General features: G+C 41.1%; 31 protein-coding genes and 1 pseudogene. 5 read left to right on the forward strand and 27 right to left on the reverse strand.

Going from position 1 to position 24,282, the window contains the following annotated elements:
- Window positions 1–16: 16 nt before the first annotated feature.
- From rplX to hxlB (AC27EF_RS05830), 19 genes are all read right to left on the reverse strand, one after another.
- Window positions 17–328: a 50S ribosomal protein L24 gene (gene rplX, locus AC27EF_RS05740; protein WP_216436296.1), complete on the reverse strand. Its 312-nt coding sequence runs from the start codon at window positions 326–328 to the stop codon at window positions 17–19.
- 12 nt (window positions 329–340) lie between these two features.
- Window positions 341–709, reverse strand: coding sequence for a 50S ribosomal protein L14 (rplN, locus tag AC27EF_RS05745; protein ID WP_412232029.1), 369 nt, complete (start codon window positions 707–709; stop codon window positions 341–343).
- 30 nt (window positions 710–739) lie between these two features.
- Window positions 740–994, reverse strand: a complete 255-nt coding sequence (gene rpsQ, locus AC27EF_RS05750) for a 30S ribosomal protein S17 (protein ID WP_412232030.1) — start codon at window positions 992–994, stop codon at window positions 740–742.
- A gap of 27 nt (window positions 995–1,021) precedes the next feature.
- The gene (gene rpmC / locus AC27EF_RS05755) at window positions 1,022–1,225 is read right to left on the reverse strand and encodes a 50S ribosomal protein L29 (RefSeq protein ID WP_412232032.1); all 204 of its coding nucleotides are present in this window, start codon (window positions 1,223–1,225) and stop codon (window positions 1,022–1,024) included.
- The gene (gene rplP / locus AC27EF_RS05760) at window positions 1,215–1,652 is read right to left on the reverse strand and encodes a 50S ribosomal protein L16 (RefSeq protein WP_412232033.1); all 438 of its coding nucleotides are present in this window, start codon (window positions 1,650–1,652) and stop codon (window positions 1,215–1,217) included. The genes rpmC and rplP overlap by 11 nt, the downstream gene beginning before the upstream one ends.
- Complete coding sequence (gene rpsC, locus AC27EF_RS05765; RefSeq protein ID WP_487109510.1) at window positions 1,652–2,302, reverse strand: 30S ribosomal protein S3; 651 nt, start codon at window positions 2,300–2,302, stop codon at window positions 1,652–1,654. The genes rplP and rpsC overlap by 1 nt, the downstream gene beginning before the upstream one ends.
- A 12-nt stretch (window positions 2,303–2,314) precedes the next feature.
- Entirely contained in the window at window positions 2,315–2,704 is a 390-nt protein-coding gene (gene rplV, locus AC27EF_RS05770) for a 50S ribosomal protein L22 (RefSeq protein ID WP_412232035.1), read from the reverse strand.
- Between the two features lie 27 nt (window positions 2,705–2,731).
- Window positions 2,732–3,013, reverse strand: coding sequence for a 30S ribosomal protein S19 (rpsS, locus tag AC27EF_RS05775; RefSeq protein WP_487109512.1), 282 nt, complete (start codon window positions 3,011–3,013; stop codon window positions 2,732–2,734).
- A gap of 16 nt (window positions 3,014–3,029) precedes the next feature.
- Window positions 3,030–3,872, reverse strand: a complete 843-nt coding sequence (rplB, locus tag AC27EF_RS05780) for a 50S ribosomal protein L2 (RefSeq protein ID WP_487109514.1) — start codon at window positions 3,870–3,872, stop codon at window positions 3,030–3,032.
- A gap of 58 nt (window positions 3,873–3,930) precedes the next feature.
- Window positions 3,931–4,230 carry a 50S ribosomal protein L23 gene (rplW, locus tag AC27EF_RS05785; protein WP_008393404.1) on the reverse strand — a complete coding sequence of 100 codons (300 nt, stop codon included), beginning with the start codon at window positions 4,228–4,230 and terminating at the stop codon, window positions 3,931–3,933.
- Window positions 4,230–4,850, reverse strand: coding sequence for a 50S ribosomal protein L4 (gene rplD / locus AC27EF_RS05790; protein WP_487109516.1), 621 nt, complete (start codon window positions 4,848–4,850; stop codon window positions 4,230–4,232). Before rplD ends, rplW begins: the two co-directional genes overlap by 1 nt.
- A gap of 29 nt (window positions 4,851–4,879) precedes the next feature.
- Window positions 4,880–5,509 (reverse strand): 50S ribosomal protein L3, encoded by a 630-nt coding sequence (gene rplC / locus AC27EF_RS05795; RefSeq protein WP_487109517.1) that lies wholly within the window; start codon window positions 5,507–5,509, stop codon window positions 4,880–4,882.
- A gap of 116 nt (window positions 5,510–5,625) precedes the next feature.
- The gene (gene rpsJ, locus AC27EF_RS05800; RefSeq protein ID WP_294688017.1) at window positions 5,626–5,946 is read right to left on the reverse strand and encodes a 30S ribosomal protein S10; all 321 of its coding nucleotides are present in this window, start codon (window positions 5,944–5,946) and stop codon (window positions 5,626–5,628) included.
- 467 nt (window positions 5,947–6,413) lie between these two features.
- Entirely contained in the window at window positions 6,414–7,355 is a 942-nt protein-coding gene (locus AC27EF_RS05805; RefSeq protein ID WP_487109519.1) for an aldo/keto reductase, read from the reverse strand.
- Window positions 7,356–7,425: 70 nt separating this feature from the next.
- Window positions 7,426–7,983 carry a 6-phospho-3-hexuloisomerase gene (hxlB, locus tag AC27EF_RS05810; RefSeq protein WP_487109521.1) on the reverse strand — a complete coding sequence of 186 codons (558 nt, stop codon included), beginning with the start codon at window positions 7,981–7,983 and terminating at the stop codon, window positions 7,426–7,428.
- A gap of 19 nt (window positions 7,984–8,002) precedes the next feature.
- Complete coding sequence (gene hxlA, locus AC27EF_RS05815) at window positions 8,003–8,629, reverse strand: 3-hexulose-6-phosphate synthase (RefSeq protein WP_487109522.1); 627 nt, start codon at window positions 8,627–8,629, stop codon at window positions 8,003–8,005.
- A 43-nt stretch (window positions 8,630–8,672) separates the two neighbouring features.
- Window positions 8,673–9,833, reverse strand: a complete 1,161-nt coding sequence (locus tag AC27EF_RS05820) for a mannitol dehydrogenase family protein (RefSeq protein ID WP_487109523.1) — start codon at window positions 9,831–9,833, stop codon at window positions 8,673–8,675.
- A gap of 42 nt (window positions 9,834–9,875) precedes the next feature.
- Window positions 9,876–10,874: a dihydroxyacetone kinase subunit DhaK gene (locus tag AC27EF_RS05825; protein ID WP_487109525.1), complete on the reverse strand. Its 999-nt coding sequence runs from the start codon at window positions 10,872–10,874 to the stop codon at window positions 9,876–9,878.
- Between the two features lie 12 nt (window positions 10,875–10,886).
- A complete protein-coding gene (hxlB, locus tag AC27EF_RS05830) occupies window positions 10,887–11,450 on the reverse strand; it encodes a 6-phospho-3-hexuloisomerase (protein ID WP_487109526.1) in 564 nt (187 codons plus the stop codon).
- Between the two features lie 209 nt (window positions 11,451–11,659).
- On the opposite strand from hxlB (AC27EF_RS05830), the gene AC27EF_RS05835 reads away from it, so the two are divergent.
- Window positions 11,660–12,427: a DeoR/GlpR family DNA-binding transcription regulator gene (locus AC27EF_RS05835; RefSeq protein WP_487109528.1), complete on the forward strand. Its 768-nt coding sequence runs from the start codon at window positions 11,660–11,662 to the stop codon at window positions 12,425–12,427.
- An 86-nt stretch (window positions 12,428–12,513) separates the two neighbouring features.
- Here AC27EF_RS05835 and AC27EF_RS05840 read toward each other — a convergent pair.
- The 8 genes and pseudogenes from AC27EF_RS05840 to acpP form a co-directional block, all read right to left on the reverse strand.
- Window positions 12,514–14,179: pseudogene (locus AC27EF_RS05840) on the reverse strand (acetyl-CoA carboxylase carboxyltransferase subunit alpha).
- Complete coding sequence (locus tag AC27EF_RS05845) at window positions 14,170–15,531, reverse strand: acetyl-CoA carboxylase biotin carboxylase subunit (RefSeq protein WP_487109530.1); 1,362 nt, start codon at window positions 15,529–15,531, stop codon at window positions 14,170–14,172. The pseudogene AC27EF_RS05840 and the gene AC27EF_RS05845 overlap by 10 nt, the downstream one beginning before the upstream one ends.
- Window positions 15,532–15,547: 16 nt before the next feature.
- The gene (gene fabZ / locus AC27EF_RS05850; RefSeq protein WP_487109531.1) at window positions 15,548–15,970 is read right to left on the reverse strand and encodes a 3-hydroxyacyl-ACP dehydratase FabZ; all 423 of its coding nucleotides are present in this window, start codon (window positions 15,968–15,970) and stop codon (window positions 15,548–15,550) included.
- Window positions 15,971–15,982: 12 nt separating this feature from the next.
- Window positions 15,983–16,435 carry an acetyl-CoA carboxylase biotin carboxyl carrier protein gene (accB, locus tag AC27EF_RS05855; protein ID WP_487109533.1) on the reverse strand — a complete coding sequence of 151 codons (453 nt, stop codon included), beginning with the start codon at window positions 16,433–16,435 and terminating at the stop codon, window positions 15,983–15,985.
- A 15-nt stretch (window positions 16,436–16,450) separates the two neighbouring features.
- Window positions 16,451–17,695 (reverse strand): beta-ketoacyl-ACP synthase II, encoded by a 1,245-nt coding sequence (gene fabF, locus AC27EF_RS05860; RefSeq protein WP_487109534.1) that lies wholly within the window; start codon window positions 17,693–17,695, stop codon window positions 16,451–16,453.
- Between the two features lie 15 nt (window positions 17,696–17,710).
- A complete protein-coding gene (gene fabG / locus AC27EF_RS05865; protein WP_487109535.1) occupies window positions 17,711–18,451 on the reverse strand; it encodes a 3-oxoacyl-[acyl-carrier-protein] reductase in 741 nt (246 codons plus the stop codon).
- Window positions 18,451–19,371, reverse strand: coding sequence for an ACP S-malonyltransferase (gene fabD / locus AC27EF_RS05870; RefSeq protein WP_487109537.1), 921 nt, complete (start codon window positions 19,369–19,371; stop codon window positions 18,451–18,453). Before fabD ends, fabG begins: the two co-directional genes overlap by 1 nt.
- A 219-nt stretch (window positions 19,372–19,590) precedes the next feature.
- Window positions 19,591–19,824 (reverse strand): acyl carrier protein, encoded by a 234-nt coding sequence (gene acpP / locus AC27EF_RS05875; protein WP_412232099.1) that lies wholly within the window; start codon window positions 19,822–19,824, stop codon window positions 19,591–19,593.
- A gap of 263 nt (window positions 19,825–20,087) precedes the next feature.
- Between acpP and AC27EF_RS05880 the strand changes: the two genes are divergently transcribed.
- The 4 genes from AC27EF_RS05880 to AC27EF_RS05895 are packed head-to-tail and all read left to right on the forward strand — an operon-like array spanning window position 20,088 to window position 24,234.
- Window positions 20,088–21,068 (forward strand): ABC transporter ATP-binding protein, encoded by a 981-nt coding sequence (locus tag AC27EF_RS05880; RefSeq protein ID WP_487109539.1) that lies wholly within the window; start codon window positions 20,088–20,090, stop codon window positions 21,066–21,068.
- Window positions 21,052–21,918, forward strand: coding sequence for an ABC transporter permease (locus AC27EF_RS05885; RefSeq protein ID WP_487109541.1), 867 nt, complete (start codon window positions 21,052–21,054; stop codon window positions 21,916–21,918). Before AC27EF_RS05880 ends, AC27EF_RS05885 begins: the two co-directional genes overlap by 17 nt.
- Window positions 21,919–21,930: 12 nt before the next feature.
- A complete protein-coding gene (locus AC27EF_RS05890) occupies window positions 21,931–23,343 on the forward strand; it encodes a DUF7088 domain-containing protein (protein ID WP_487109543.1) in 1,413 nt (470 codons plus the stop codon).
- 9 nt (window positions 23,344–23,352) lie between these two features.
- Entirely contained in the window at window positions 23,353–24,234 is an 882-nt protein-coding gene (locus tag AC27EF_RS05895; protein WP_487109545.1) for a DUF4340 domain-containing protein, read from the forward strand.
- The last annotated feature ends 48 nt before the right edge of the window (window positions 24,235–24,282 follow it).

Consider the following 24,282-nt stretch of genomic DNA (forward strand, 5'->3'; position numbering starts at 1 on the left):
AAACCTCCTCTCTCAATTAGTCAATTACTTCGCCTGTTGCACGAGCAACGCGAACTTTTTTACCGTCAACTACTTTATAGCCAATTTTTGTTGTTTTTCCATTATGCACATACATTACATTGGAAACATCCATTGGGCCTTCCTGGCTTACGATTCCGCCCTGCTGGTTGGCAGGACTCGGTTTAGTATGCTTTGTGATCATATTGGCACCTTCTACTACAACTGTACCCTTTTTCTGATCAACAGCAATTACTTTTCCTTCTTTGTCTTTATCTTTTCCAGCGATAATTTTAACTAAATCGCCTTTTTTAATTCTAATTGCTGACACAGTGTTTCCTCCTTATAATACTTCTGGTGCTAATGAAACAATCTTCATAAATTTCTTGTCTCTAAGCTCTCTTGCCACTGGTCCGAAGATACGAGTTCCTCTTGGATTCATATCATCCTTGATAATTACAGCAGCATTTTCGTCAAATCGAATATAAGAACCATCTTTACGACGGGCACCTTTCTTTGTACGAACAACAACTGCTCTGACTACATCACCTTTTTTTACAACACCGCCTGGTGTTGCATCTTTCACGGTAGCGACAATCACATCACCGATGTTAGCATATCTTCTGGTAGAACCACCTAACACACGAATGCAAAGGATTTCTTTTGCTCCTGTGTTGTCGGCTACTTTAAGTCTTGACTCCTGCTGAATCATGCCTTTCTTCTCCTTTCCAACCAAGCAAAATTATTTTGCTTTCTCGATAATTTCTACAAGTCTCCATCTCTTATCTTTAGACAGAGGTCTTGTTTCCATAACCTTTACTCTATCTCCAATGTTACATTCGTTTTTCTCATCATGAGCCTTTAATTTGTAAGTTCTCTTAACGATCTTCTTATATAAAGGATGTTTTACGTTGTCTTCGATGGCAACTACGATTGTCTTATCCATTTTATCACTAACAACTTTCCCTACACGGGTTTTTCTTAAATTTCTTTCCACAACAAATTCCTCCTTTCGAAATTAATGCTAAGCGTTTGCCTTTGCTGTAATCGCACCCTGAATACGTGCAATATTTTTTCTTACTTCTTTAATTCTGCTTGTATTCTCAAGTTGGTTTGTTGCATTCTGGAATCTTAAGTTGAATAATTCCTTTTTCGCAGCTACTAGCTCATTGTTTAATTCGTCTAATGACTTATTATTTAATTCTTTTACAAAATCTTTAGTTTTCACTGTTGTCACCGCCTTCTAAAGCTTCACGAGAAACAATCTTACACTTGATTGGTAATTTGTGTACAGCAAGACGCAATGCTTCTCTCGCAATTTCTTCACTTACACCGGAAATTTCAAACATAACACGTCCTGGTTTTACAACTGCTACCCAATACTCTAAGTTACCTTTACCTTTACCCATTCGAGTCTCAGCAGGCTGTGCTGTCACTGGTTTGTCAGGGAAAATTTTAATCCAAACTTTACCACCACGTTTGATATAACGAGTCATAGCAACACGGGCTGCTTCGATCTGATTTGCTGTGATCCATGCCGGCTCACAAGCCACAATACCGAACTCACCGTAAGTAATTTTGTTACCGCGCAACGCTTTTCCGCGCATGCTTCCGCGGAACTGTTTACGACGTTTTACTCTCTTTGGCATTAACATTATTTATTTCCCCCTTCCTTTTTAGATGGAAGTACTTCACCATGATAAATCCATGTCTTGACTCCGACTTTACCATAAGTTGTATCTGCTTCTGCAAATCCATAGTCGATATCTGCACGAAGTGTCTGAAGAGGAATCGTTCCTTCGCTGTAGAACTCTGTACGAGCCATATCTGCTCCGCCTAAACGTCCGGAAACAGAGGTCTTAATTCCCATAGCGCCAGCTCTCATTGTACGCTGCATGCAGGATTTCATAGCTCTTCTGAAGGAAATGCGATTCTCAAGCTGCTGCGCAATATTCTCAGCAACTAACTGAGCATCCTTATCTGGTCTTTTTACTTCCTTAACATCAATCAGTAATTTCTTGTCTGTCATCTTCTGAAGCTGTTTTTTCAGTTCTTCAATGGAAGATCCGCCTTTTCCAATCACAACTCCAGGTTTTGCTGTATAAACAATTAATTTTACTCTGTCTGAAGCTCTTTCAATTTCAATTCTTGAAATTCCAGCAGTGTATAATCTTTTCTTTACATATTTTCTGATCTTATCGTCTTCTACAAGGTTATCTGCAAAAGCATCTTCTGCATACCATCTAGAATCCCAATCTTTAATAATTCCGACTCTCAGACCATGAGGATTAACTTTCTGTCCCATGTTTGCCTCCTTCTATCTTTCATCAAGCACCAGTGTAATATGGCTCATTCTATGTTCGATTCTGTAAGCTCTTCCCTGTGCTCTAGGTTTAATTCTCTTCATTGTAGGTCCTTTGTTTGCATAGCATTCTGCAACATAAAGGTTTGCTGGGTCCATCCCGTTATTATTCTCTGCGTTTGCAATCGCAGATTTTAATAACTTTTCAATTAATGTTGAAGCATATCTTGGATTGTAAAGTAAAATACCAAGCGCTGTCTCTACGTCTTTTCCTCTGATCGCATCTAATACAAAAGCTGCTTTTGTTGTAGAAACTCTAGCGTTTCTTAATGTAGCTTTCGGTCTTGTATCTTTGTTTGCATTTCTCTCTTTTTTATATTGAGATCTGCTGTATTTCTTTGCCATTTAAATGGAACCTCCTTCCAAACTTCATTATTTCATTCCGCTTTTCTTTTCAGATTTCTTATGTCCGCGGAAAGTTCTTGTTGCCACAAACTCTCCCAGTTTGTGTCCAACCATGTCTTCCGTTACATATACCGGTACATGTTTTCTTCCGTCGTGGACTGCAAAAGTATGTCCTACGAATGATGGGAAGATTGTAGAACGACGAGACCATGTCTTAATTACACTTTTGTCTCCTGATTCGTTCATAGCGTCTACTTTCTTAAGCAGACTCTTATCTGCAAATGGTCCTTTTTTAAGTGAACGAGCCATAAGTTACCTCCTTGTACTATTTAACAGTTTTACCATCTCTTCTTCTTACGATCATCTTGTTAGATTGCTTGTTCTTCTTGCGGGTCTTTAATCCCAGTGCAGGTTTACCCCAAGGCGTACATGGTCCCGGTCTACCGATACCAGTCTTACCTTCACCACCACCGTGTGGATGGTCATTCGGGTTCATAACAGAACCGCGGACTGTTGGGCGGATTCCCATGTGACGTTTACGTCCAGCTTTACCGATGTTCACAAGATCATGTTCGATGTTTCCAACCTGACCAATAGTAGCACGGCATACTACAGGCACCATTCTCATCTCACCGGATGGTAACCGAAGGGTTGCATATTTTCCTTCTTTTGCCATCAACTGTGCAGAATTTCCTGCGGAACGAACCAGCTGTCCGCCTTTTCCAGGATGCATTTCGATGTTATGAATTTCTGTACCTACCGGAATATTTGCCAATGGAAGGCAGTTTCCTACTTTAATTTCTGCTTCCGGACCATTCATAACAGTTGTTCCAACTGCCAGTTTGTTCGGAGCAAGAATGTATCTTTTTTCACCGTCTGCATAAGTGAGCAGCGCGATGTTTGCTGTTCTGTTCGGATCGTATTCAATTGCTGTTACAGTTGCCGGAACACCATCCTTATATCTCTTAAAGTCAATGATTCTGTATTTTCTTCTAGATCCGCCTCCGCGGTGTCTTACAGTGATTTTTCCCTGATTATTACGACCAGCATTCTTCTTTAATGAAGTCACCAGAGATTTTTCCGGTGCGGATTTTGTAACTGTATCAAAATCCAATCCTGTCATATGTCTTCTAGAAGGTGTATATGGGTTATATGATTTAATTCCCATGTCAGTCTCCTTTCAAATCTAATTTAATATCACGCTTTTGTTGCGTATAGTTCGCTGTCTATAATCCTTCAAAGATTTCGATATCTGCGCTTTCTTCTGTAAGCTGCACAATCGCTTTCTTTGTTTTTGCAGTTTTTCCAAAAGTCATTCCACGTCTTTTTGTTTTTCCATCGTTGTTCATTGTGTTAACTTTCGCAACTTTTGTTCCTTCAAACATCTTTTCCACTGCTTCTTTGATCTGATTCTTCGTAGCAGATGGATGAACTAAAAAAGTATATTTCTTTTCAGCCATTGCATTCATACTTTTTTCTGTTACAACCGGCTTTAAGATAACGTCATAATATTTAATATCTGCCATTATGCATATACCTCCTCGATATTTGCAACTGCTTCCTTAGAAACAACTACAGTGTCATATTTCAATACATCATACACATTCATTGTGCTTGTTAAAGTTGTTTTTACGCCTGGAAGGTTTCTTGCAGATAAGATCAGGTTGTCGTTTTTATCTTTCATAACAACCAGAGCTTTCTTAGCACCAACACTGTCAAGCATTGCTTTTACGTTCTTTGTCTTAATATCATCAAATTTAAATTCATCAATGACTACAAATTTGTCTGCCTGCACTCTGGATGTCAGAGCAGATTTTAACGCCAGACGTCTTTCCTTTTTGTTTAATTTTTTTGTATAATCTCTCGGTGTCGGAGCAAATACAACTCCGCCGCCTTTCCACTGTGGAGCACGGATAGATCCCTGTCTAGCATGACCTGTCCCCTTCTGTCTCCAAGGTTTTCTTCCGCCGCCGCGAACTTCGGAACGTGTTTTTGCTTTCTGAGTTCCCTGACGGTTATTTGCTAACTGGCTCACAACTGCCAGATGTACTAAATGTTCATTTATTTCAACGCCAAAGATGCTGTCATTTAATTCTAACTTTTCAACTTCTTTGCCTTCCATGTTTAACACAGATACTGTTGCCATCTTATATAGTCCTCCTTTCTTCTAAAGACCTACGCCTTTACTGATTCTTTTAACATTACCAAAGATTTTTTCGGTCCCGGTACGGCACCTTTTACTAAAATAATGTTCTGATCAGCGTCAACTTTTACGATTTCAAGGTTCTGGATGGTAACTCTTTCCGCTCCCATTTGTCCCGGCATTTTCTTTCCTTTGAACACCTTGCTAGGATCAGAAGCCATACCGTTGGAACCTGCATGACGATGATATTTAGAACCATGGGCAGATGGACCTGATTTCAAACCATGACGTTTGATACCACCAGCATATCCTTTACCTTTTGATGTTGCAGTTGCATCAATTTTATCTCCTGCCGTAAAAATATCGGCTTTGATTTCCTGACCAACTGTATATTCTTCAGCATTTTCAAATCTGAATTCTCTTACAAATCTTTTCGGAGATACAGAAGCCTTATCGAAATGTCCTTTCTGCGGCTTGTTGATTCCTTTTTCTTTCTTATCAACAAACCCAACCTGAACAGCGCTGTACCCGTCATTCTCTACTGTCTTTACCTGAGTAACGACACAAGGTCCTGCCTGCAATACAGTAACCGGAGTTAAAACTCCATCTTCGTTAAAGATCTGAGTCATTCCGACTTTTGTTGTTAAAATCGCTTTTTTCATTTTGATTGTTCCTCCTATTTAATCTACAGCGGATTATAACGCTTAACGTTGTAATCATCCTAGACGCTACAAGCTTAAGGGGATACCTCATTTACTTATAACCCTGTAGGGATTACCTATTTGTTTTTCATCTTAATGTCGATGTACACACCAGCCGGTACTTCCAATTTAGATAAAGCATCAACTGTTTTCTGTGTCGGTGTAATGATATCAATCAATCTCTTATGAGTTCTCTGCTCAAACTGCTCTCTGGAATCTTTGTATTTGTGAGTCGCTCTAAGAATTGTAATAATCTCTTTCTTTGTCGGCATCGGAACCGGTCCGCTCACCTTAGATCCTGTTTTCTTTACTGTTTCGATGATACTCTTTGCGCTTGCATCGATTAACTGATGATCATACGCCTTTAATGTAATTCTCATTACCTGACTTGCTGCCATAAAAAAAGCCGCCTCCTTTTCGTACTATAATGTTCTTGTAGCACGACAAGTGGTGACTGTACACTCCTCCGTGTGTATCGTGAAATCTACACACTGCGTCTCTATTCTAATTCTCATAATTAAAAAATAGATTGTATATTCGTACAGTGACTTGTCGCCAGTTTTAACAACTTGACATTCGCTCCACGGAAAACCTGCAAAGGCTTTTGCCCTTACAGCAACCTCACGCTTCAACACTATCAAGGTCACAACGATTTGATTATAAAGGAAAACATATGGAAATGCAAGAACTTTTTTTACTTTTTTCCAATGTACCAAAGAAAGTGCAATGTTCTTTTTTATTCGCCGGATACTTTACTGCCTTTGATATTTTTATAGTATAGAAATGAGTTTCTTCTATATATATTATCAATTCAGACTATGTAATATAGAAGAAACTCATTATTTTTTAAAGTACCTTTCGATTGCTATATATAATTTCCAAACCGATCTCTCTCCGGTTCTTTTCCTTCGCGGATTAATTGATCCAACAACAGAAAACGATATGTCTTCCCATCGTCTCCGATTCTAATCTGCTTCTTTGTCAGATTCCAGATGGTTTTCATTTCTTCCTCTGTTAATTCAAAGTCAAAAATATTCAGATTCTCTTTTATTCGCCCCGGATTGGCTGACTTTGGAACAGCGCCAAATTCATTTTGAATATGCCAGCGAAGAATAATCTGCCCCGGTGTTTTCTGATGCTTCCTGGCAATCTCTGCGATTCCATGATCTTTGAGTGGACTGTCCACTTTTACCGTTTCCTCTATTTCTTTCGTCTTGCTGTCTTTTCTGCTTTCTCCCGCTGCCGCAAACGGACTCCAGGCGACAGGAAATACATCATGATCCTTACAGTAGTCCACAATCTCATGCTGCACCAGATACGGATGCATTTCAATCTGATTTACCATCGGCATAATGCCTGTTTCATGAGCGCATGCTTCCATATGTTCCGGATAAAAATTACTGACACCAATTGCCCGAATCACGCCTTCTTCATAGCATCTCACCAGCGCTTTCCACGTGGAAACATACATATCTTTTCCCGGCCAATGCACTAAAAACAAATCAATTTGTTCCAGACCCAAACGCTGTCTGGAGGCTTCCACCGCCCTTAACGTATTATCATATCCCTGAAACCGATTCCGAACTTTTGTCGTCACAAAAATATCTTCTCTTCTTTTTCCAGACCGGCGAATTCCTTCTCCAACGGCCTCTTCATTTAAATACACCTGCGCTGTGTCGATTCCACAATATCCCTGTTCTAATGCATACTTTACCATCTCGCTGCATTGTTCATCTTTCAATTTCCATGTTCCAAACCCCAGTACAGGCATTTTTACTCCATTACTCAATGTTCTTGTCAAGTTCATTTTCATTCCCTCCAAAGAAAAAGATAACAGGGTGCACCACTCCGGGCACACCCTGTTTTCAAAATGACGATTATTCCATATTTGCGTGACGCTTAAATAAATCTTCATTCGTTTGGTTTGTAATTTTCATTAAATCCATTACCATTGCATCATAAGTAATCCAGCTTAACTCCTCAAAAGAAGAACCGGATGCCTGAACGCTTTTTTTGCCTTCTCCTTTTACTTTTTCGGTTTCTCCCGGAATTTTAATACATGCGTCTGCCATAGATCCAATTTTATTTTCCGGAAACATCGTAAGCGTTGCAACTTTTGCTCCCTGATCCTTTGCTTTTTTACTGTTAGACACTAAACTTGCCGTATTTCCGGATCCTGAGCCAACAATCAAAAGATCTCCTTCCTGAATGGATGGGGTTGTTGGTTCTCCAACAAAGTATACAGTATATCCAAGGTGCATTAAGCGATTTGAGAATCCTCTCGCTGCAAATCCGGAGCGTCCCGCACCACCGATAAAAATTCTTTTTGCTTCTACAATTAATTTTTCTACAGCTTCCAATTCTTCATTATTTATTAGTTCCGCATTTTCTTTCAACTCATCGAGAATTGCAAAAATATTCTTTGCTTCTTTCATGATATCATCTCCCTGTTCTTTACAACATTGCTTCTTTGATTGCCTTTGCTTCTGCCACCGGATCCTCTGCGTTTCCAATCGCACTTCCCACAATGACAATTTCCGGTTTTAATGCTACATATTTTTCAATGGTTTTGCTGTTAATTCCTCCGGCAACTGCAATCTCCGCTTTTTTAGAACACCCGACCATAACTTCTAAGTCCTGAATTGGTTCCCTTCCAACTGCCTGCGCATCTGCTCCTGTATGTACCGCCAAAACATCCACTCCGATTTCTTCTAATTCTGCTACTTTTGCAGGAATATCTTCAATCGTAATCATATCTACCACTAATTTTTTTCCATAATCCTGCGTAGCCTTAAATGCACCTTTTACAGTTAATACATCGGCTGCGGCACATACTGTAACATAGTCAGCTCCGGCTTTGATTGCATTTTCTGCCTCAAAGTATCCTCCGTCCATAATCTTGCAGTCTGCTAAAATTTCTTTATCTGGAAATGCTTTTTTCAATGCTGCAACTGCATCGTTCCCTGCACCTAAGCATAATGGCGTCCCCACTTCAAGGATATCCACATAATCCTTTACTTTTTCCACCAATTCAATGGCTGCCTCTGTTTTCATTTCGTCTAAAGCTAACTGTAATTTCATTTTTATTTCCTCCTGAAATCTATCTCTATTTTTTATTTTCTGACTAGCGATTGTACTGTTCTTTTAATTCCTTATAATATTTTACAATCTCCTGATACATTCTGCTGCCTTCTTCAATTCCAGTATAATGCTCAATTGCGTTCTCTATACCATTTTCATTCACATAAGCAAGCAATTCTGCAGATTGTTCATCTTCTTTGACATCAAATAGGAAAGCTGCTGCAATTCCTTTTAAAAGCATCTCGTTTTTCAGCCCTTTTTCTTCACACTGTACTGCAGGTCCTACCAGACGATCCTCATGCCCAAGCTTACGGATTGGGGCTCTGGATATACGCGCCACTGTATCCACAATTCCCGGGGTTAAAAAACGATTCAGAGCAAAGTCAATATAATTTACCATTTCCTCATGAGTAAATCCGTGTTTTTGCTCTAACAATGCCGCAACCTCCAACATTACAGTTCTTGTCATGTTTACGTTATCTTCTGAAGCAAAATAATCCTGAATAATTTCATATCCCATTAAATGTGCCATATATCCGGACCATGCATGCCCGCAGTTAATCGTATATAATTTTCTCTCCAGGAATTTTTGAAGATTATCTGTGTACTCCGCTCCCTGAATCGGAGGATTGGACGGGTCTGTCAGCTTATCCACTTCCACTGCCAATTCATGATCTTTTCCGATTTCAATTCCGTCTCTTCCATCACGATCTGTTCCGAATACCATACGGTCTACCGCAGTATTTGGAATTGCCGCAATTTGATCCACTTCCTCCTCTGTGAGAATTCCCGTTGCCACAATTTCCTTTTTCAACATATCTCCACAGAATAATGCATTTTCACAAGGGATAACATTGATTTTTTCTTTTCCTGCATCCAATCTCGCTTTCAGACCTTTCGCAAGATTCCCTGCAATTTTCGGGAAATTATCTGCCAACACCGCTGTTGTCACAAGGTCTGCATCCTTGATTGTTTCGGTAACCTCGTCCGGCTGTGTAATCGGAGACAGCGCAGAAACTTTATCAATCTCTTTTCTCTTATAATTTTCTTCAATCACATAAAGATAATAATTGTGATATTGATTCAGTTCCTCGTTTACTTTTTCATTTACATCCACAAACACAATTTCGTATCCCGTGTCGTGAAGTAAATCAGCAATAAAACCTCTTCCAATTTTTCCTGCACCAAAATGCACCGCTTTCATCTGAATTCCTCCTAACATCTCTTACATTAAAAATTTATAGTTTTATACCTCAATCCCCGGGGATTTCGCATCGTAATCAAGCAATTCCTTCAACTCATCATCCAGTCTCAAAACTGTCAAAGCCGCTCCATTCATATCTAAGGATGTCACATAATCGCCGATCCATACTTTATAGACAGACAATCCCTGTTCCCTTAAATATGCTTCTACTTCGTCGTACAACACATACAATTCCATTATTGGCGTAGCGCCAAGTCCGGAAAGCAGCACTGCAACTTCATCACCTCCTGCCGGTTCCAGATCTTGAATCACAGCCTCTGCCATATCTCTGGCTATTTCTCTGGCAGGTTTCATTTTCTGGACATTCATTCCCGGCTCTCCGTGATGACCGATTCCAAATTCTAAATTTCCATCCTCAATCTGAAAATTCGGATGTCCCACTGCCGGAATTGCACAAGGCTCCAGCCCTACACAAATGCTTCTTGTATTATCAACTGCTTTTTGTGCTGTTTGGATCACCTCATCTAAATCAGCCCCTAAAGCAGCCTTGGCTCCACCGACTTTCCACATGAAAACGCCGCCTGCAATTCCATGTCTCTTCTCTTTTGTCTCTTTGGGAGAAGACGCCACATCGTCTGTTGCTGTCACAAATTTCACCGTCACTCCCTGTTTCCTGGCTTTCCGCACCGCCATTTTGACATTCATATTATCTCCGGCATAATTTCCAAATAAACAAGCCACGCCTTTGCCGGAATCAGCTTCCATAAATGCATCGTAAAACGCCTGTGCAGACGGTGATGAAAAAACTTCTCCAACTGCTACCGCATCCATCATATTTTTTCCCACATACCCAAGAAATGCCGGTTCATGTCCACTTCCTCCTCCGGTCACCAATCCTACTTTTCCTTCCACCGGAGCATCTTTATACTTTACAACACGATCATTTTTTTCAGAGCGCACAATCAAATCACTATGCGCTTTCACAAATCCCTTTACCATATCTTCCACGATATAATCTGGATCATTGACAAACCTCTGCATCTTTCGCTCCCTCTATTCTAAATTTGTATGTCTTTCCATCATCTCTTCACTGGTCTGATGAAGATCATCCATCAGAGTCATAATGACGCTGTCATATACCAGCCAGCTCATCTGTTCAAATAAATTTCCCATGGGCTGGAGAGACTCTGCCAGATTTTTTTCTCCTTCTGCCTTTTTCGGTGTGGACCCCGGAACCGTTACAATAACATCTGCCATATTCCCAATGGTATGGTCTGGAAACATTGTGACCGTTGCGATTTTTGCTCCGACAGCTTTTGCCTTTTCCCCCATCACAATCAGGCTCTTCGTTGTTCCTGATCCAGACCCCAGAACCATTAAATCTCCTTCTTTAATTGGCGGACAGGAAATTTCACCTACAAAATGCACATCAAATCCCATATGAAGCAGACGATTTGTAAAACCTCTTGCCGCCAGACCTGAACGTCCAGCCCCTGCCAAAAAGATTTTTCCTGCATGTTTCACTGCATCTGCCAGACTCTGTACATCCTCTTCCTGCACCATACCGGAAAACTTTGATAATTCATCTGTGATAACTTTTAATTTCTTTGCCTCCATAAGAGTCCTCCTAATTAATTCTCACATTTTGTTGTGTCTTTATGTGTTGTTTTGTTGTTTTATAGCGTTATCATACATCTGCACACCACATTTGTCAATGGTTTTTCCTTTAATAATGTGTATTTTTGAGTTTTTTTGTGTATCATTTGACTATATTCATGATATATTATAAAATAATCTTAATAATACATATAAAGAGGAGGATCCTTATGGGGAAATTAATTGCCGCGGAACGGCAAAAAGAAATTTTACAGCTTCTCCATGATAACGGCAGCGTAAAAATCGGACAGCTTGCTGAACAATTTGAAGTTTCCCGGGAAACCATTCGGCGTGATTTGTCCTATTTAAACGAAATCGGTGCCGCACAGAGAAGCCACGGAGGCGCAACCTCCATGTATGAATTTGGCAGTAATATACCAATTGAGACAAGAATCAACAAAGATGCCGCGCTAAAAACAAAGCTCTGTGAAAAAGCTTTGGAATTTATCCCTCAGACAGGCGTTATCTATTTGGATGCGGGCAGTACCATGGTTCATATGGCAAAACTTCTGGCAAAACGTTCAAAATGCACCATTGTCACCTGCTCACTCAGCGCCGCCAACGTGCTGGTGCACAGTGATAATACCACAATTATCACCGGAGGACAGCTGAACGCAAATATGTCTGCGGAAGGATTTCAGACAACCAATTTTATTAATAATCTAAAAGTTGCAGTCTCCTTCCTCGGAACCAACGGCTTTGAACAGCACAGAGGTCCCGCAGTCTCTGATTTTGCAGACGCTCAGACAAAACAGGCAATTCTTCCGAATTCCAAACTAAATATTGTAATTTCTGACAGCTCAAAAGCATTTGCATCTGCTTTAATCCAGTATGCAAGCTGGAGAGACATTGATTATTTTGTCACCGACAGCGGACTGCCGAAACCACTCTATGATATGATCAGTGAATTAACCAATGTTGTCCTTGTCGATGTATAAAAAAAGTAGTTCGATTCTGCCCATGAATCGAACTACTTTTTACATATTTTAGTACTCAATGCATATTGCACGAGTGACTGGCTTTTCTAAAATTTCCGAAAACGTTCATATCGCTGATTTACAATCTCTTCTGGTTCCATTTTATCATACCTGGAGAGAAAATCTAAAATCATTTTTTTCATCTGCTCTGAAATTTCAAGAATATTGTCAATACATGCCGGTTCAGGCTCTCTGATTACCTGCTCCACAATTCCCAGCTCTTTTAAATCCTGTGCCATAATTTTCATAACCTTTGCCGCCTCTGAAGCACGGTTCCCGTCCTTCCAAAGAATTGCGGCAAAGCCTTCCGGAGACAAAACAGAATATGTTGAATTTTCCATGCTCCATACCTCATTGCCCACAGCCATGGCAATCGCTCCTCCGCTGCCTCCTTCTCCAATCATAATTGAGAGAATGGGCACTTTTAAATTAGACATTTCAAAAAGATTCCGGGCAATCGCTTCTCCCACGCCGCCTTCTTCCGCTTCCAGTCCGCAAAAAGCTCCCGGCGTATCTACAAACAAAATAATAGGCCGATGAAATTTCTCCGCCTGCTTCATTAACCGCAAAGATTTCCGATACCCTTCCGGCGAAGGCATTCCGAAATTCCGTTTGATATTCTCTTTTGTAGAGCGCCCCTTCTGCTGTCCAATAACCGTAACCGCTCTTCCTCCGATGGATGCCAATCCGCCGACAATTGCCTTATCATCACCAAAATAGCGGTCTCCGTGCAGCGACATGTAACGATCGAAAATCGTAGAAATGTAGTCAAGACTGGTCGGGCGCTCCGGAGATCTTGATATCTGAACCCGCTCCCACGGTGTAAAATTCTTACTCATATTCACAACTCCTTATGATGGTCACTAACACCTTCCGCAAATTTTTTCGTTCTACAATTTTGTCAACGAATCCATGCTCCAGCAAAAACTCTGACTTTTGAAATCCTTCCGGAAGTTTCTGCCCAATGGTTTGCTCGATCACCCGAGGACCTGCAAATCCAATCAGCGCTCCCGGCTCCGCCAAAATCACATCGCCAAGCATCGCAAAGCTTGCAGTCACCCCTCCGGTTGTTGGATCTGTCAGAACCGTAATATACAAAAGTCCGGCCTCATCATGGCGTCTTAATGCGGCAGATGTTTTTGCCATCTGCATCAGCGAGATGATTCCTTCCTGCATTCTGGCTCCTCCAGAGCAGGTAAAGATGATAACAGGAAGTCTCTGTGCCGTAGCTCTCTCTACAGTGCGGGTAATTTTTTCTCCCACAACTTCCCCCATACTTCCCATCATGAAGTCTGCCCCCATGACAGCAATCGCCACATCCTTGCCTCCAATTTTTCCTTTACCGGTCACTACTGCTTCATCCAGATTGGTAACAGATCTCTGGCGTTCCAGTTTACTCTTATATCCGGGAAAATTTAATGGATCACTGGTTTCCATTTTCGCATCCCACTCTTCAAATGTATCTTTGTCCAAAACCATTGCAACCCTGGATCTTGGACGAATCCGAAAATAATTTCCGCAAAAAGGACATACTGAATCATTTTCCATCAGATCCTCATTGTAAACCGGTTTCCCGCAGGAAGTACATTTTTGAAACAGTCCTTCCGGCGCCTGATATTCTAAAAGTGTGTCCTTCGCCTTGCGTACTCTCTCTGCCTGCATTGCCTCTTGAGGCGTTAAAGTCCGCTTTTTAAACATATCCTTTAATGACATTCTTCTCCCAGCTCCTTTTGGAATCTTTCAATAAATCCGGTATCCACATTGCCACTGATAAAATCCGGATGATTGATAATTTCATATTGATAGTCAATATTAGTTTTAATTCCTTCCACGACCAATTCTCCAAGTGCATTTCTCAGCTTTCGCAGTGCCAGCTCCCGATTCTTATCATAGACAATTAATTTTGCAACCATGGAATCGTAAAACGGCGGAATTTCATATCCTGCAAACAATGCAGAATCAATTCGGACTCCTTTGCCTCCCGGAAAATGTATATTTGACACTGTTCCCGGGCTCGGCATGAACTCATGCTTTGTATCCTCTGCATTGATTCTCACTTCAATGGCATGTCCATGAACCTGAATTTCTTCCTGACTGTAGGTTAAATGCTGTCCGGCTGCAATGCGAATCTGTTCCCGAATCAAATCAATTCCAGTGACCCATTCCGTGACCGGATGCTCCACCTGAATCCTTGTATTCATTTCAATAAAATAAAAATCTCCATGCTTATCTCTTAAAAATTCTATGGTCCCGGCGCTGTAATATTCTGCAGCCCTGGCTGCTTTCACTGCAATCGCACCCATTTCCCTGCGCGTTTCTTCATCAATTGCCGGCGATGGCGACTCTTCAATTAGCTTTTGATGTCTTCTTTGGATGGAACAATCACGCTCTCCGAGATGAACAACATTTCCAAATTTATCCGCAAGAATCTGAAATTCAATATGGCGCGGGTTCTCAATATACTTTTCAATGTACATGGTGCCGTCCCCAAAGGCATTTTCCGCCTCCAGCTTCGCGGTTTCAAAGATGTGCTCAAATTCATCTCCGCAGGCACATACTCTCATCCCTTTTCCGCCGCCTCCTGCGGATGCCTTGATCATCACAGGATACCCCATTTCATCCGCAATTTTTTGACCTTCTGCGGCTTCATAAACTGCCTCTTTTGTTCCCGGAACCACCGGAACCCCCGCCTCGATCATTGTCTTTCTGGCCTCTGATTTATTTCCCATTCGGTCAATAATCTCTGCCGACGGTCCAATAAACGTAATGTTGCATTTCTGACACATCCGAACAAATTTGCTGTTTTCTGATAAAAACCCAAATCCCGGATGAATAGCATCAGCTCCTACAGCCATTGCAGCTCCAATCACACGCTCCATATCAAGATAGCTGTCTTTTGCCGGAGCAGGTCCGATACAAACCGTCTCATCTGCCAGCTGTGCATGCAGCGCATCCCGGTCTGCCTCGGAACAAATTGCCACAGATATAATATCCATCTCACGACAAGCTCGGATAATGCGTACTGCAATTTCTCCTCTGTTCGCAATTAAAATTTTCTTAAACATTAAGAAACACCCTCTCTTATCCAATCATAAATGTGATTTCAGCAGATGCAACCATCTTTCCATCTACTTTTGCAATGCCCTTTGCAACGCCTACCGGGCCCTTGACCTTTATCATTTCAACTTCCAGACTCAATACATCTCCCGGCACAACTTTTCCTCTGAATTTCGCCTTATTTACGCCTCCGAGAAATGCAATTTTTCCCCGATATTCATCTGCTGACAGCGCGCAAACAGCCCCTGTCTGTGCCAACGCCTCAATGATCAGAACTCCCGGCATCACCGGTTCCTGTGGAAAATGCCCTGCAAAAAACGGCTCATTGTATGTAACACATTTTTTCCCGACAATGCGCTTTCCCTCTTCCATTTCCTCTACGCGGTCCACCAGCAAAAAAGGACTTCTGTGAGGAATGATCTTCATAATCTCTTTTATATCCAACATGACTTCTTCCTCCTACTGAACTACAACCAGAGTTTGTCCATACTCTACCATTTCGCCGTTTTCCACAAGAATTGCTGCAACTGTTCCGTCATATTCACTCTCAACTTCATTCATTAGCTTCATAGCTTCTACAATTCCAATGACCTGTCCTTTTTTTACAGAATCACCGACAGATACAAATGGCTCTGCGCCTTCTGCAGGCGCCGCATAAAAAGTCCCAACCAATGGCGCTTTCACTTCGTTTCCGGTCACTGTCTCATCTTTTGAATCCGTTTCTTCCGGCAACGAGGGCTCCACAGAAATCGGCTCCGGCGTTGCGGTTCCAAGCGAAGCTGCGCCAGCCTCGAAATACTTTGCTTTTTTCTTTGCGATGCGAATGGAAAACTCATCATTTTCGTATTCAAATTCATCAATCTCAGCTTCGGAAACTGCTGAAATTAATTCTTTCATTTCTTTTATTTTCATTGAAGTAAGCCCCCCCTAATCCTCAAATTTCTTCAGAAGAAGTGTTGCATTATGACCGCCGAACCCTAAGGAATTGCTCATAACATAATTTACCTTGCGGTCTGTGACCGGCGCCAAAGTGTAATCCAGATCACATTCCTCATCCAAAACCTTCAGTCCCACCGTCGGATGAATATAGTTTTCTTCAATGGATTTCACACAAGTAATAAACTCAATGGCTCCTGCCGCTCCAAGTCCATGTCCGATCATAGACTTTGTAGAACTGATTTTTACATGGTAGGCATGCTCTCCAAGAGCTTTCTTAATTGCCATGGTCTCAAACAAATCGTTGGCGTGGGTACTTGTCCCGTGTGCATTGATATAATCAATCTGCTCTGGTTTTATTTGGGCTTCCTCCATGGCAAATTCCATCGCTCTTGCGGCTCCATCTCCGTCTTCTGCCGGAGATGTAATATGAAATGCATCGCTGGTTGCGCCATATCCCACGACTTCTGCCAAAATTTGGGCGCCTCTCTTTTGTGCATGTTCGAGGCTTTCTAAAATTACAACGCCTGCGCCCTCTCCAATGACAAAACCGTCCCTTTCTTTGTCAAATGGAATGGAAGCTCTGTTAGGATCTTCCGAAGTGCTCAGTGCAGTTAAGGAAGCAAATCCGCCCACCGCAACCGGAGTCACTGCCGCTTCGGTTCCTCCTGCAACCATCACCTCTGCCTCTCCAATCTGAATCGAACGAAAAGCTTCCCCGATCGACTGCGTTCCTGTCGCACATGCTGTTACAACATTGATGCTTTTTCCTCGCAGCCCATAGGCAATGGAAACATTTCCAGCCGCCATATTGGAGATCATCATCGGCACTGCCAGCGGCTTCACCCGCTTCGGTCCTTTGGCATCAATCACTCTGGTGGTAGCTTCTACCATTTGAAGACTCCCCACTCCTGATCCAATGGAAACTCCGATTTTTGCTGTATCTTCTTCTTCCAGATTCAAACCTGCATCCGAAATCGCTTCTCCTGCCGCTGCCACTGCATATTGTGAAAACAGTTCCATTCGCCTTGCAGCTTTTGCATCCATATAATCCTTTGCTTTAAAATCTTTGACTTCTGCTGCCAGATGTGCTTTGTACTCGGACGCATCAAAATGAGAAATCGGGGCAAATCCGATTCTCTGCGTTTTAATGCTGTCCCAAAATTCTTCCACGCTGTTTCCAATTGGGGTAATTGCCCCCATACCGGTCACAACAACTCTTTTCAAATTTTTCATTGTTTCTACTCTCCTTTACATTCCCATTCCGCCGTCTACACTAATTGTCTGACCCGTAATATAGGATGCCTTTTCTGATGCAAGAAAAGCAACTGTTTCTGCAATATCTTTTGTCTGACCCATTCTCTTTAACGGAATTGCAGAAAGCAGTCCTTCCTTCACATCTTCCGGCAAAACATCTGTCATTTCCGTCTCAATAAATCCAGGCGCAACAGCATTCACAGTGATTCCTCTGGAACCTAATTCCCTTGCCAAAGATTTTGTCATCCCAATGATGCCGGCTTTTGACGCACAATAGTTTACCTGTCCCGGATTTCCCATAACACCGGATACTGAAGACATATTGATAATATGACCGGAGCGCTGTTTGAGCATAATTCTTGAAACATGCTTCATACAATTAAACGCACCTTTTAAATTCACTTCTACGACTTTATCAAACTCTTCTTCACTCATCTTTAAAATGAGATTATCTTTTGTAATTCCCGCATTGTTTACTAAAATATCAATAGATCCAAATTCTTTTTTTACAGAAGTCATCATTTCTTTTGCAACCTGAAAATCTGAAACATCTCCCTGATATGCCTTGGCACGTCCTCCGGCTTCTGTAATCTCTCTGACTACCTCTTCCGCTTTTTCTTTCGATCCGCAGTAATTTACAATTACAGCCGCTCCATACCCTGCAAGAGTTAAAGCTGTCTCACGCCCGATTCCACGGCTTGCTCCTGTTACCACTGCAACTTTTCCTTTTAACATCAAAGAATCTCCTTTATCTTTTCCAAATCTTCTGCTTTTGCCACATTGATTGCCTTGACTGTTCGATTTATTTTGCGCATAAATCCACACAAAGTTTTTCCCGGACCGATTTCAATAAAAGTGTCGGCTCCCTCTTCGATCATCTTCTCTATAGATTGTTCCCAACGAACAGACGAATAAACCTGTTTCCCCAGAAGCTCTTTCACCTCATCTGCTTTTGAAACAACCTCCGCCGTTGTATTAGATATATAAGGAACAACAGGGTCCTTTACTTCAACCTCTTTCAAAACATCCAAAAGCTTTTCCCCTGCTTCCTGAAGCATCGGAGAATGGAACGGACCACTGACTTTTAATGGCAGCACTCTTTTCGCTCCTGCTTCCTTCAACGCTTCTCCTGCCAGCTTCACAGCTTCTGTCTCACCGGAAATTACAATTTGTCCAGGACAATTATAGTTTGCAATGGTTACAATTCCGTGAACCTTCGGTAAAACCGCCTCAATTTCTTCTTTTTTCATGCCGAGGACCGCAGACATCGCCCCTTTTCCTGCCGGAACGGTATCCTGCATGAGAATTCCTCTCTGCCGTACAACTTTGACTGCGTCTTCAAAGCGCATAACCCCGGATGCCACCAGGGCACAATATTCTCCAAGACTTAACCCTGCTGTAAAATCTGGTTTTACTCCCATCTCATCAAGCTTTCTCAAAATTGCCACACTGGCGGTCACCATTGCCGCCTGTGTATATTCCGTAATATGTACCTCATCATTTTCTTCAAAGCAAAGCTTTTTTACATCAATATCTAAAACCTCATTGGCCTGATCAAAAATTTCCTTGCTGCACGCAAAAGCATCATAAAAATCTTTTCCCATGCCAACGTACTGTGCTCCCTGTCCAGGAAACATAAACACGATTTTACCCATAATCCTCACCTCACAAAATCAACTTCTTTGCCTCTTCTAAATCTTTGGCTTTCGCCAGATATCAGTTCCTGAAAATGTTCTCCCGTATGCAAGCATCCGTCGTTTCTTCAGGAACTGCTGTCTGGCTCAATGCTTTTTAAAATTAGTTTGATCTTCAAAATATTTTCTTCAAAAAATTGACTTATAACAATATTGTTATAAGCCAATCTTATAAAATCCTTAGTCTTCTACACCTTTGTCTTTTAAGTAATTGATTACATCTTCTACTGTATTCAGTTCTGCAAGATCATCAGATGGAATCTCCACATCATATTCTTCTTCTAATGCCATTACCAATTCAAACAGGTCCAAGGAATCTGCCTCTAAGTCATCTTTAAAAGAAGCCTCTAACGTAACTTCATCTTCACTGACACTTAACTGCTCTGCAATGATCTCTTTCATCTTCTCTAACATAATCGTTCTCCTTCATACTTCTTAATTAAGTTGATTCTCAAAGTATACATTTATCTACCTTTGCTTGTCAAGCATTCCTGCAGATTTTATTATACTAAGGTATGTTAAATTATGCAAGTAAATCAAATCGTTGAGTTCCGCGAATTTTCCATGTATTCACAAAATGCTCAAACTTTTATCACATTTTGCTCATAGTTTTATCACACTTTCGTTAGCTTTTTCCCTTAAAGTTAATAGAAGCCATAGAAAAGGAGGCCAAATTATTGATAGAAGTAAAACATCTTATGAAAAAATATGGAAATCATCAGGCGATCTGCGATCTGTCATTTCATATTGCAAAAGGAAAAATCTACGGATTTCTCGGACCAAACGGCGCCGGTAAGTCTACGACAATGAACATCATGACCGGATACATCGGGGCAACCGCGGGAGAGGTCCTCATTGACGGCACAAACATTTTGGAGGAACCTGAAAAAGCAAAAAAATCCATTGGATATCTTCCTGAGATTCCACCATTATATCTTGACATGACCGTCAGAGAATATTTAAATTTTGCTGCAGAATTAAAGAAAATTCCCAAGCGAAACCGTTCCAGGGAAGTATCTAAGGTTTTAGAACTTGCAAAACTTCAGGATGTAGAAAACCGCTTAATCCGAAATCTGTCCAAAGGCTACCGGCAGAGAACCGGTCTTGCCTGTGCAGTGCTTGGTTTCCCAAAGATTATCATTCTGGACGAACCGACTGTCGGACTTGATCCAAAACAGATGATTGAAATTCGCCAGTTGATCCGGACCTTAGCCAAAGATCATACTGTCATTTTAAGTTCCCACATTTTAGCAGAAGTGCAGGAAATCTGCGACTATATTCTAATTATATCCAAGGGAACACTGATTGCAGAAGGCACACCAAAGCAGTTGGAAGAACTTGCATACACAAAGTCTTCCATCGAACTCACCATTCGATCTGACGCAAAAACCATCCAAAAAACCCTTGATTCCATCGACTCCGTCGAGGAGATACAATGGCTCGGGCACACAGAAGATTCCTGCAGCATCGAAATCAGCACAAACAGCGATGCAGAAGAACTCTGTTCCTCTCTCTCGCTTGCTTTTGCAGAACAAAAGATTCCGATAACCCAAATGTATGTAAGCAAAGCAACCTTGGAAAATATCTTCCTGGAGCTTACAAATTCCGAAAATCATTTCGACACCAAAGGAGGTCTTACAGATGAAAGCAATCTATAAAAGGGAGATCCATTCCTATTTCAATTCCATGATTGGATGCGTTTTTGCTGCATTTCTAACCATCATCGGCGGAATTTATTTTATGGTTTATAACTTAAACAGCGGCTATCCCTTTTTCTCTTACTCGCTTGCAGGGGTTATTTTCATGCTTCTTGTTTCTGTTCCGGTGCTCTCCATGAAATCTTTTGCAGAAGACCGAAAAAATAAAACGGATCAGCTTCTTTTAACCTCTCCTGTTTCTCTGACAGAAATTGTTCTGGGAAAATATCTTGCAATGATTACAGTTTTTGCGGTTCCCTGCGTTATCTATTGCTTATTTCCTTTGATCATTAAATTGCAGGGAACCGCACACCTTCTTGTAGATTATTCTTCCATTTTGGCTTTCTTCCTTTTAGGATGTGTCTATATTGGAATCGGCATGTTTTTATCTTCTCTGACAGAGAGTCCGGTCATTGCAGCCATCAGCACATGTGCCGCCTTATTTTTCTTCTATTTGCTGGATAATCTGCTTGCCTATATGCCCACAAGTGCAGTCAGTAATCTTATCATATTGATTTTCATGATCACAGCTGCCGCCGGAATTGTTTATCATATGACCAAAAATCAAGTCATTGCCGGCAGTATTGAGCTTCTTGGCATCATTACGGCAATTGCGGTTTATTTTATCAAATCATCCCTTCTGGAAAGTTTATTTACAAACCTTCTGGAACATCTTGTTTTGACAGATATTTTTTACAACTTCTCCCAAAACTATATCTTTGATCTTGGGGGGCTGTTTACCTATATAACTCTGATCGCTCTTTTGGTATTTTTAACAATTCAGACTTTCCAGAAAAGACGATGGAGCTAGGAGGATATTCACATGGAAAAAATCAAAAAACTATTTCAAACCAACGATTCCAAACGCGGTGCTTTCAGTCTTACCATGACTGCCGCAGTCATCGGAATTGTTATTCTATTAAATCTTCTTGTTGGATTCATTCCGCAGAAAACAAGACAAATTGACATCAGTGATACAAATATTTATGAAATTTCCTCAAAAAGTCAAAAACTATTGAAAAATTTAGATCAAGATGTCACATTGTATGTGCTGGCTGAAAAAGATCAAGCCGACGACAGAATCCGCACATTTTTAAACAAATATGCATCTATCTCTGGAAAAATCAAGATCCAATGGATTGATCCGGTACTACATCCATCTGCTCTGACCAAATATGGCGTAGAAGCAAATACAATTGTTGTATCATCCAAAAAGACAAATCGAACAACTTCCGTTTCTTTTGATGATATTCTAATAACATCTTCTTCCTATTATAATACTTCATCGTCTGCTTCTCAATTCGACGGTGACGGACAGCTTACCAGTGCAGTCAATTATGTTACCAGTGACAAAGAATATAAGGCTTATTACACATCCGGTCACGGAGAAACTGCCTTATCCTCAGAGGTTACAAGCCTGCTGACAAAATCAAGAATTACTGCAGAAGAATTGCTGCTCCTGACCAAATCCTCCATTCCGGATGATTGCGACCTGTTAATCATCAATGGTGCTACCAGCGATCTGACAAACGGGGAAATAAAACTTCTTTCCAATTACCTGAAAAAAGGCGGCAAAATTGTAACTCTTCTTGCACAAACCGATAAGAGTATGAAAAATCTTTACGGACTTCTCGAGGATTACGGATTGAAGGTTTCCAGCGGATATATTGCAGATGCAGAACGCTGTTACCAGGGAAATTATTATTATCTTGTTCCGAACCTTTCTGTCAGCGGCGATATGGCTTCCGGCATCAGTTCCGGCTCTGTTCTTTTGGTAAACTCAAAAGGAATGACTACCACAGAGCCAGTCAGGGATTCCATTACTACAGAATCTTTCATGACAACTTCGGAAAATGGTTATGCCGTGACAGAAAAAAAACAGACCCAGGGCACTTATGTACTCGGCGCTGCTACATCAGAAACTGTTACAGTGAAAAATAAAAACGGCAAAAAAGTAAAAGAGGATGCCCGTCTGACTGTATTTGGAAGTAATATGCTAATAGACGAGCAAATTACCAGTGCTTTTTCGTCTCTTGAAAACCTGACATTGTTTACCAATGCTATTACAGAAAACCTTGATGATGCAAACAATATTTCCGTTTCACCAAAGAGTCTGGAAGTTAGCTATAATACCATCGCCCATCCGGGACCATTCAGCATTCTTGTTATTTTTGTCATTCCGCTGGCGCTGATTGTTGGCGGCTTCATTGTTTGGTTCCGCCGAAGAAGAAGATAAGGAGACCTTATGAAACAGCAAAAAAAATTACTCACTTTAATTCTCATATTCTCAGGACTTTTTGTCATGTATATGGGAATCACTCTATACCAGAAACAGTCTTCTTCTAAGTCTTCTGATCAAGAATATATTGTGAATTTAAAATCTCTGACCTCCCTTTCTTACACCAATGATAAAGATACGTTACATTTCATAAAAGACGACGGCACTTGGTATTACAGCAAACACAAAGACTATCCAATCATTCAGTCTTATCTGAAAGAAATGGCTTCAAAATTTCAAAAAGTTGATGCGGTCAGAGAGTTAAAAGGAGCAGATGCACTCAAGGATTACGGTCTTGACAAACCGACCTATACGGTAAAAGTAAAGGATTCCTCAGGCAAAGAAGTCACTTATTATATCGGAAATGCCACCGGAGACAATTATTACTTTACCTGCAAAGATCAATCAAAAATTTATACGGTATCCTCCGATCTCATCTCCAATTTATCTTATTCTCTGGATGATTTTATTGAGACAGATACCTTTCCTTCCTTAAGCACCGGAAACTTAAAAAAAGTAATCGTCACAGAAAACGGAAAACAAACTGTCTATTCCGGTAACAAAGAAAATTTAGACGGGATTGCCGGAGGACTTGGCGTCTTTACTTTCGGAGACTGCCAAAATTATTCCGCGACCAAACAAGATTTAATTTCCTATGGACTTGATGCAGGTTCCCGAATTTCCGTGCAGATTACCTACAAAGATACTACAACCAAAAAAACAGATACCATTGCATTGTACATTGGAAAAAAGGATTCTTCCAAAGAAAACTACTATGTTCAGCTGGAAGGCTCTGATATGGTTTATTTCAGCGATGCTGATGTGATCAAGAATATTTTGAATCCGTAATGGAAGACTCCATCAAGAAAAGGCTGCCTGTTGGTGATACAGGCAGCC

This window comes from Anaerostipes stercorihominis, from assembly GCF_057535655.1.

Coding starts and splice junctions, on each gene's coding strand:
- rplP (WP_412232033.1), bottom strand. CDS start 1,652: ATGTTAATGCCAAAGAGAGTAAAACGTCGTAAACAGTTCCGCGGAAGC.
- fabD (WP_487109537.1), bottom strand. CDS start 19,371: ATGGGTAAAATCGTGTTTATGTTTCCTGGACAGGGAGCACAGTACGTT.
- fabF (WP_487109534.1), bottom strand. CDS start 17,695: ATGAAAAATTTGAAAAGAGTTGTTGTGACCGGTATGGGGGCAATTACC.
- rplD (WP_487109516.1), bottom strand. CDS start 4,850: ATGGCAACAGTATCTGTGTTAAACATGGAAGGCAAAGAAGTTGAAAAG.
- fabG (WP_487109535.1), bottom strand. CDS start 18,451: ATGTTAAAAGGAAAAGTTGCAGTGGTAACAGGAGCAAGCCGTGGAATC.
- AC27EF_RS05885 (WP_487109541.1), top strand. CDS start 21,052: ATGAAAGCAATCTATAAAAGGGAGATCCATTCCTATTTCAATTCCATG.
- hxlA (WP_487109522.1), bottom strand. CDS start 8,629: ATGAAATTACAGTTAGCTTTAGACGAAATGAAAACAGAGGCAGCCATT.
- rplW (WP_008393404.1), bottom strand. CDS start 4,230: ATGGCAGATATTAAATATTATGACGTTATCTTAAAGCCGGTTGTAACA.
- AC27EF_RS05805 (WP_487109519.1), bottom strand. CDS start 7,355: ATGAACTTGACAAGAACATTGAGTAATGGAGTAAAAATGCCTGTACTG.
- rplB (WP_487109514.1), bottom strand. CDS start 3,872: ATGGGAATTAAATCATATAACCCATATACACCTTCTAGAAGACATATG.
- rpsC (WP_487109510.1), bottom strand. CDS start 2,302: ATGGGACAGAAAGTTAATCCTCATGGTCTGAGAGTCGGAATTATTAAA.
- hxlB (WP_487109521.1), bottom strand. CDS start 7,983: ATGAAAGAAGCAAAGAATATTTTTGCAATTCTCGATGAGTTGAAAGAA.
- AC27EF_RS05825 (WP_487109525.1), bottom strand. CDS start 10,874: ATGCAGAGGTTTGTCAATGATCCAGATTATATCGTGGAAGATATGGTA.
- AC27EF_RS05890 (WP_487109543.1), top strand. CDS start 21,931: ATGGAAAAAATCAAAAAACTATTTCAAACCAACGATTCCAAACGCGGT.
- fabZ (WP_487109531.1), bottom strand. CDS start 15,970: ATGTTGGATATAAAAGAGATTATGAAGATCATTCCTCACAGAAGTCCT.
- acpP (WP_412232099.1), bottom strand. CDS start 19,824: ATGTTAGAGAAGATGAAAGAGATCATTGCAGAGCAGTTAAGTGTCAGT.
- hxlB (WP_487109526.1), bottom strand. CDS start 11,450: ATGGAGGCAAAGAAATTAAAAGTTATCACAGATGAATTATCAAAGTTT.
- rplV (WP_412232035.1), bottom strand. CDS start 2,704: ATGGCAAAGAAATACAGCAGATCTCAATATAAAAAAGAGAGAAATGCA.
- rplN (WP_412232029.1), bottom strand. CDS start 709: ATGATTCAGCAGGAGTCAAGACTTAAAGTAGCCGACAACACAGGAGCA.
- rpsS (WP_487109512.1), bottom strand. CDS start 3,013: ATGGCTCGTTCACTTAAAAAAGGACCATTTGCAGATAAGAGTCTGCTT.
- AC27EF_RS05845 (WP_487109530.1), bottom strand. CDS start 15,531: ATGTTTAAGAAAATTTTAATTGCGAACAGAGGAGAAATTGCAGTACGC.
- AC27EF_RS05835 (WP_487109528.1), top strand. CDS start 11,660: ATGGGGAAATTAATTGCCGCGGAACGGCAAAAAGAAATTTTACAGCTT.
- rpsJ (WP_294688017.1), bottom strand. CDS start 5,946: ATGGCAGCAAGTCAGGTAATGAGAATTACATTAAAGGCGTATGATCAT.
- accB (WP_487109533.1), bottom strand. CDS start 16,435: ATGAAAATAAAAGAAATGAAAGAATTAATTTCAGCAGTTTCCGAAGCT.
- AC27EF_RS05895 (WP_487109545.1), top strand. CDS start 23,353: ATGAAACAGCAAAAAAAATTACTCACTTTAATTCTCATATTCTCAGGA.
- rplC (WP_487109517.1), bottom strand. CDS start 5,509: ATGAAAAAAGCGATTTTAACAACAAAAGTCGGAATGACTCAGATCTTT.
- AC27EF_RS05820 (WP_487109523.1), bottom strand. CDS start 9,833: ATGAAAGCGGTGCATTTTGGTGCAGGAAAAATTGGAAGAGGTTTTATT.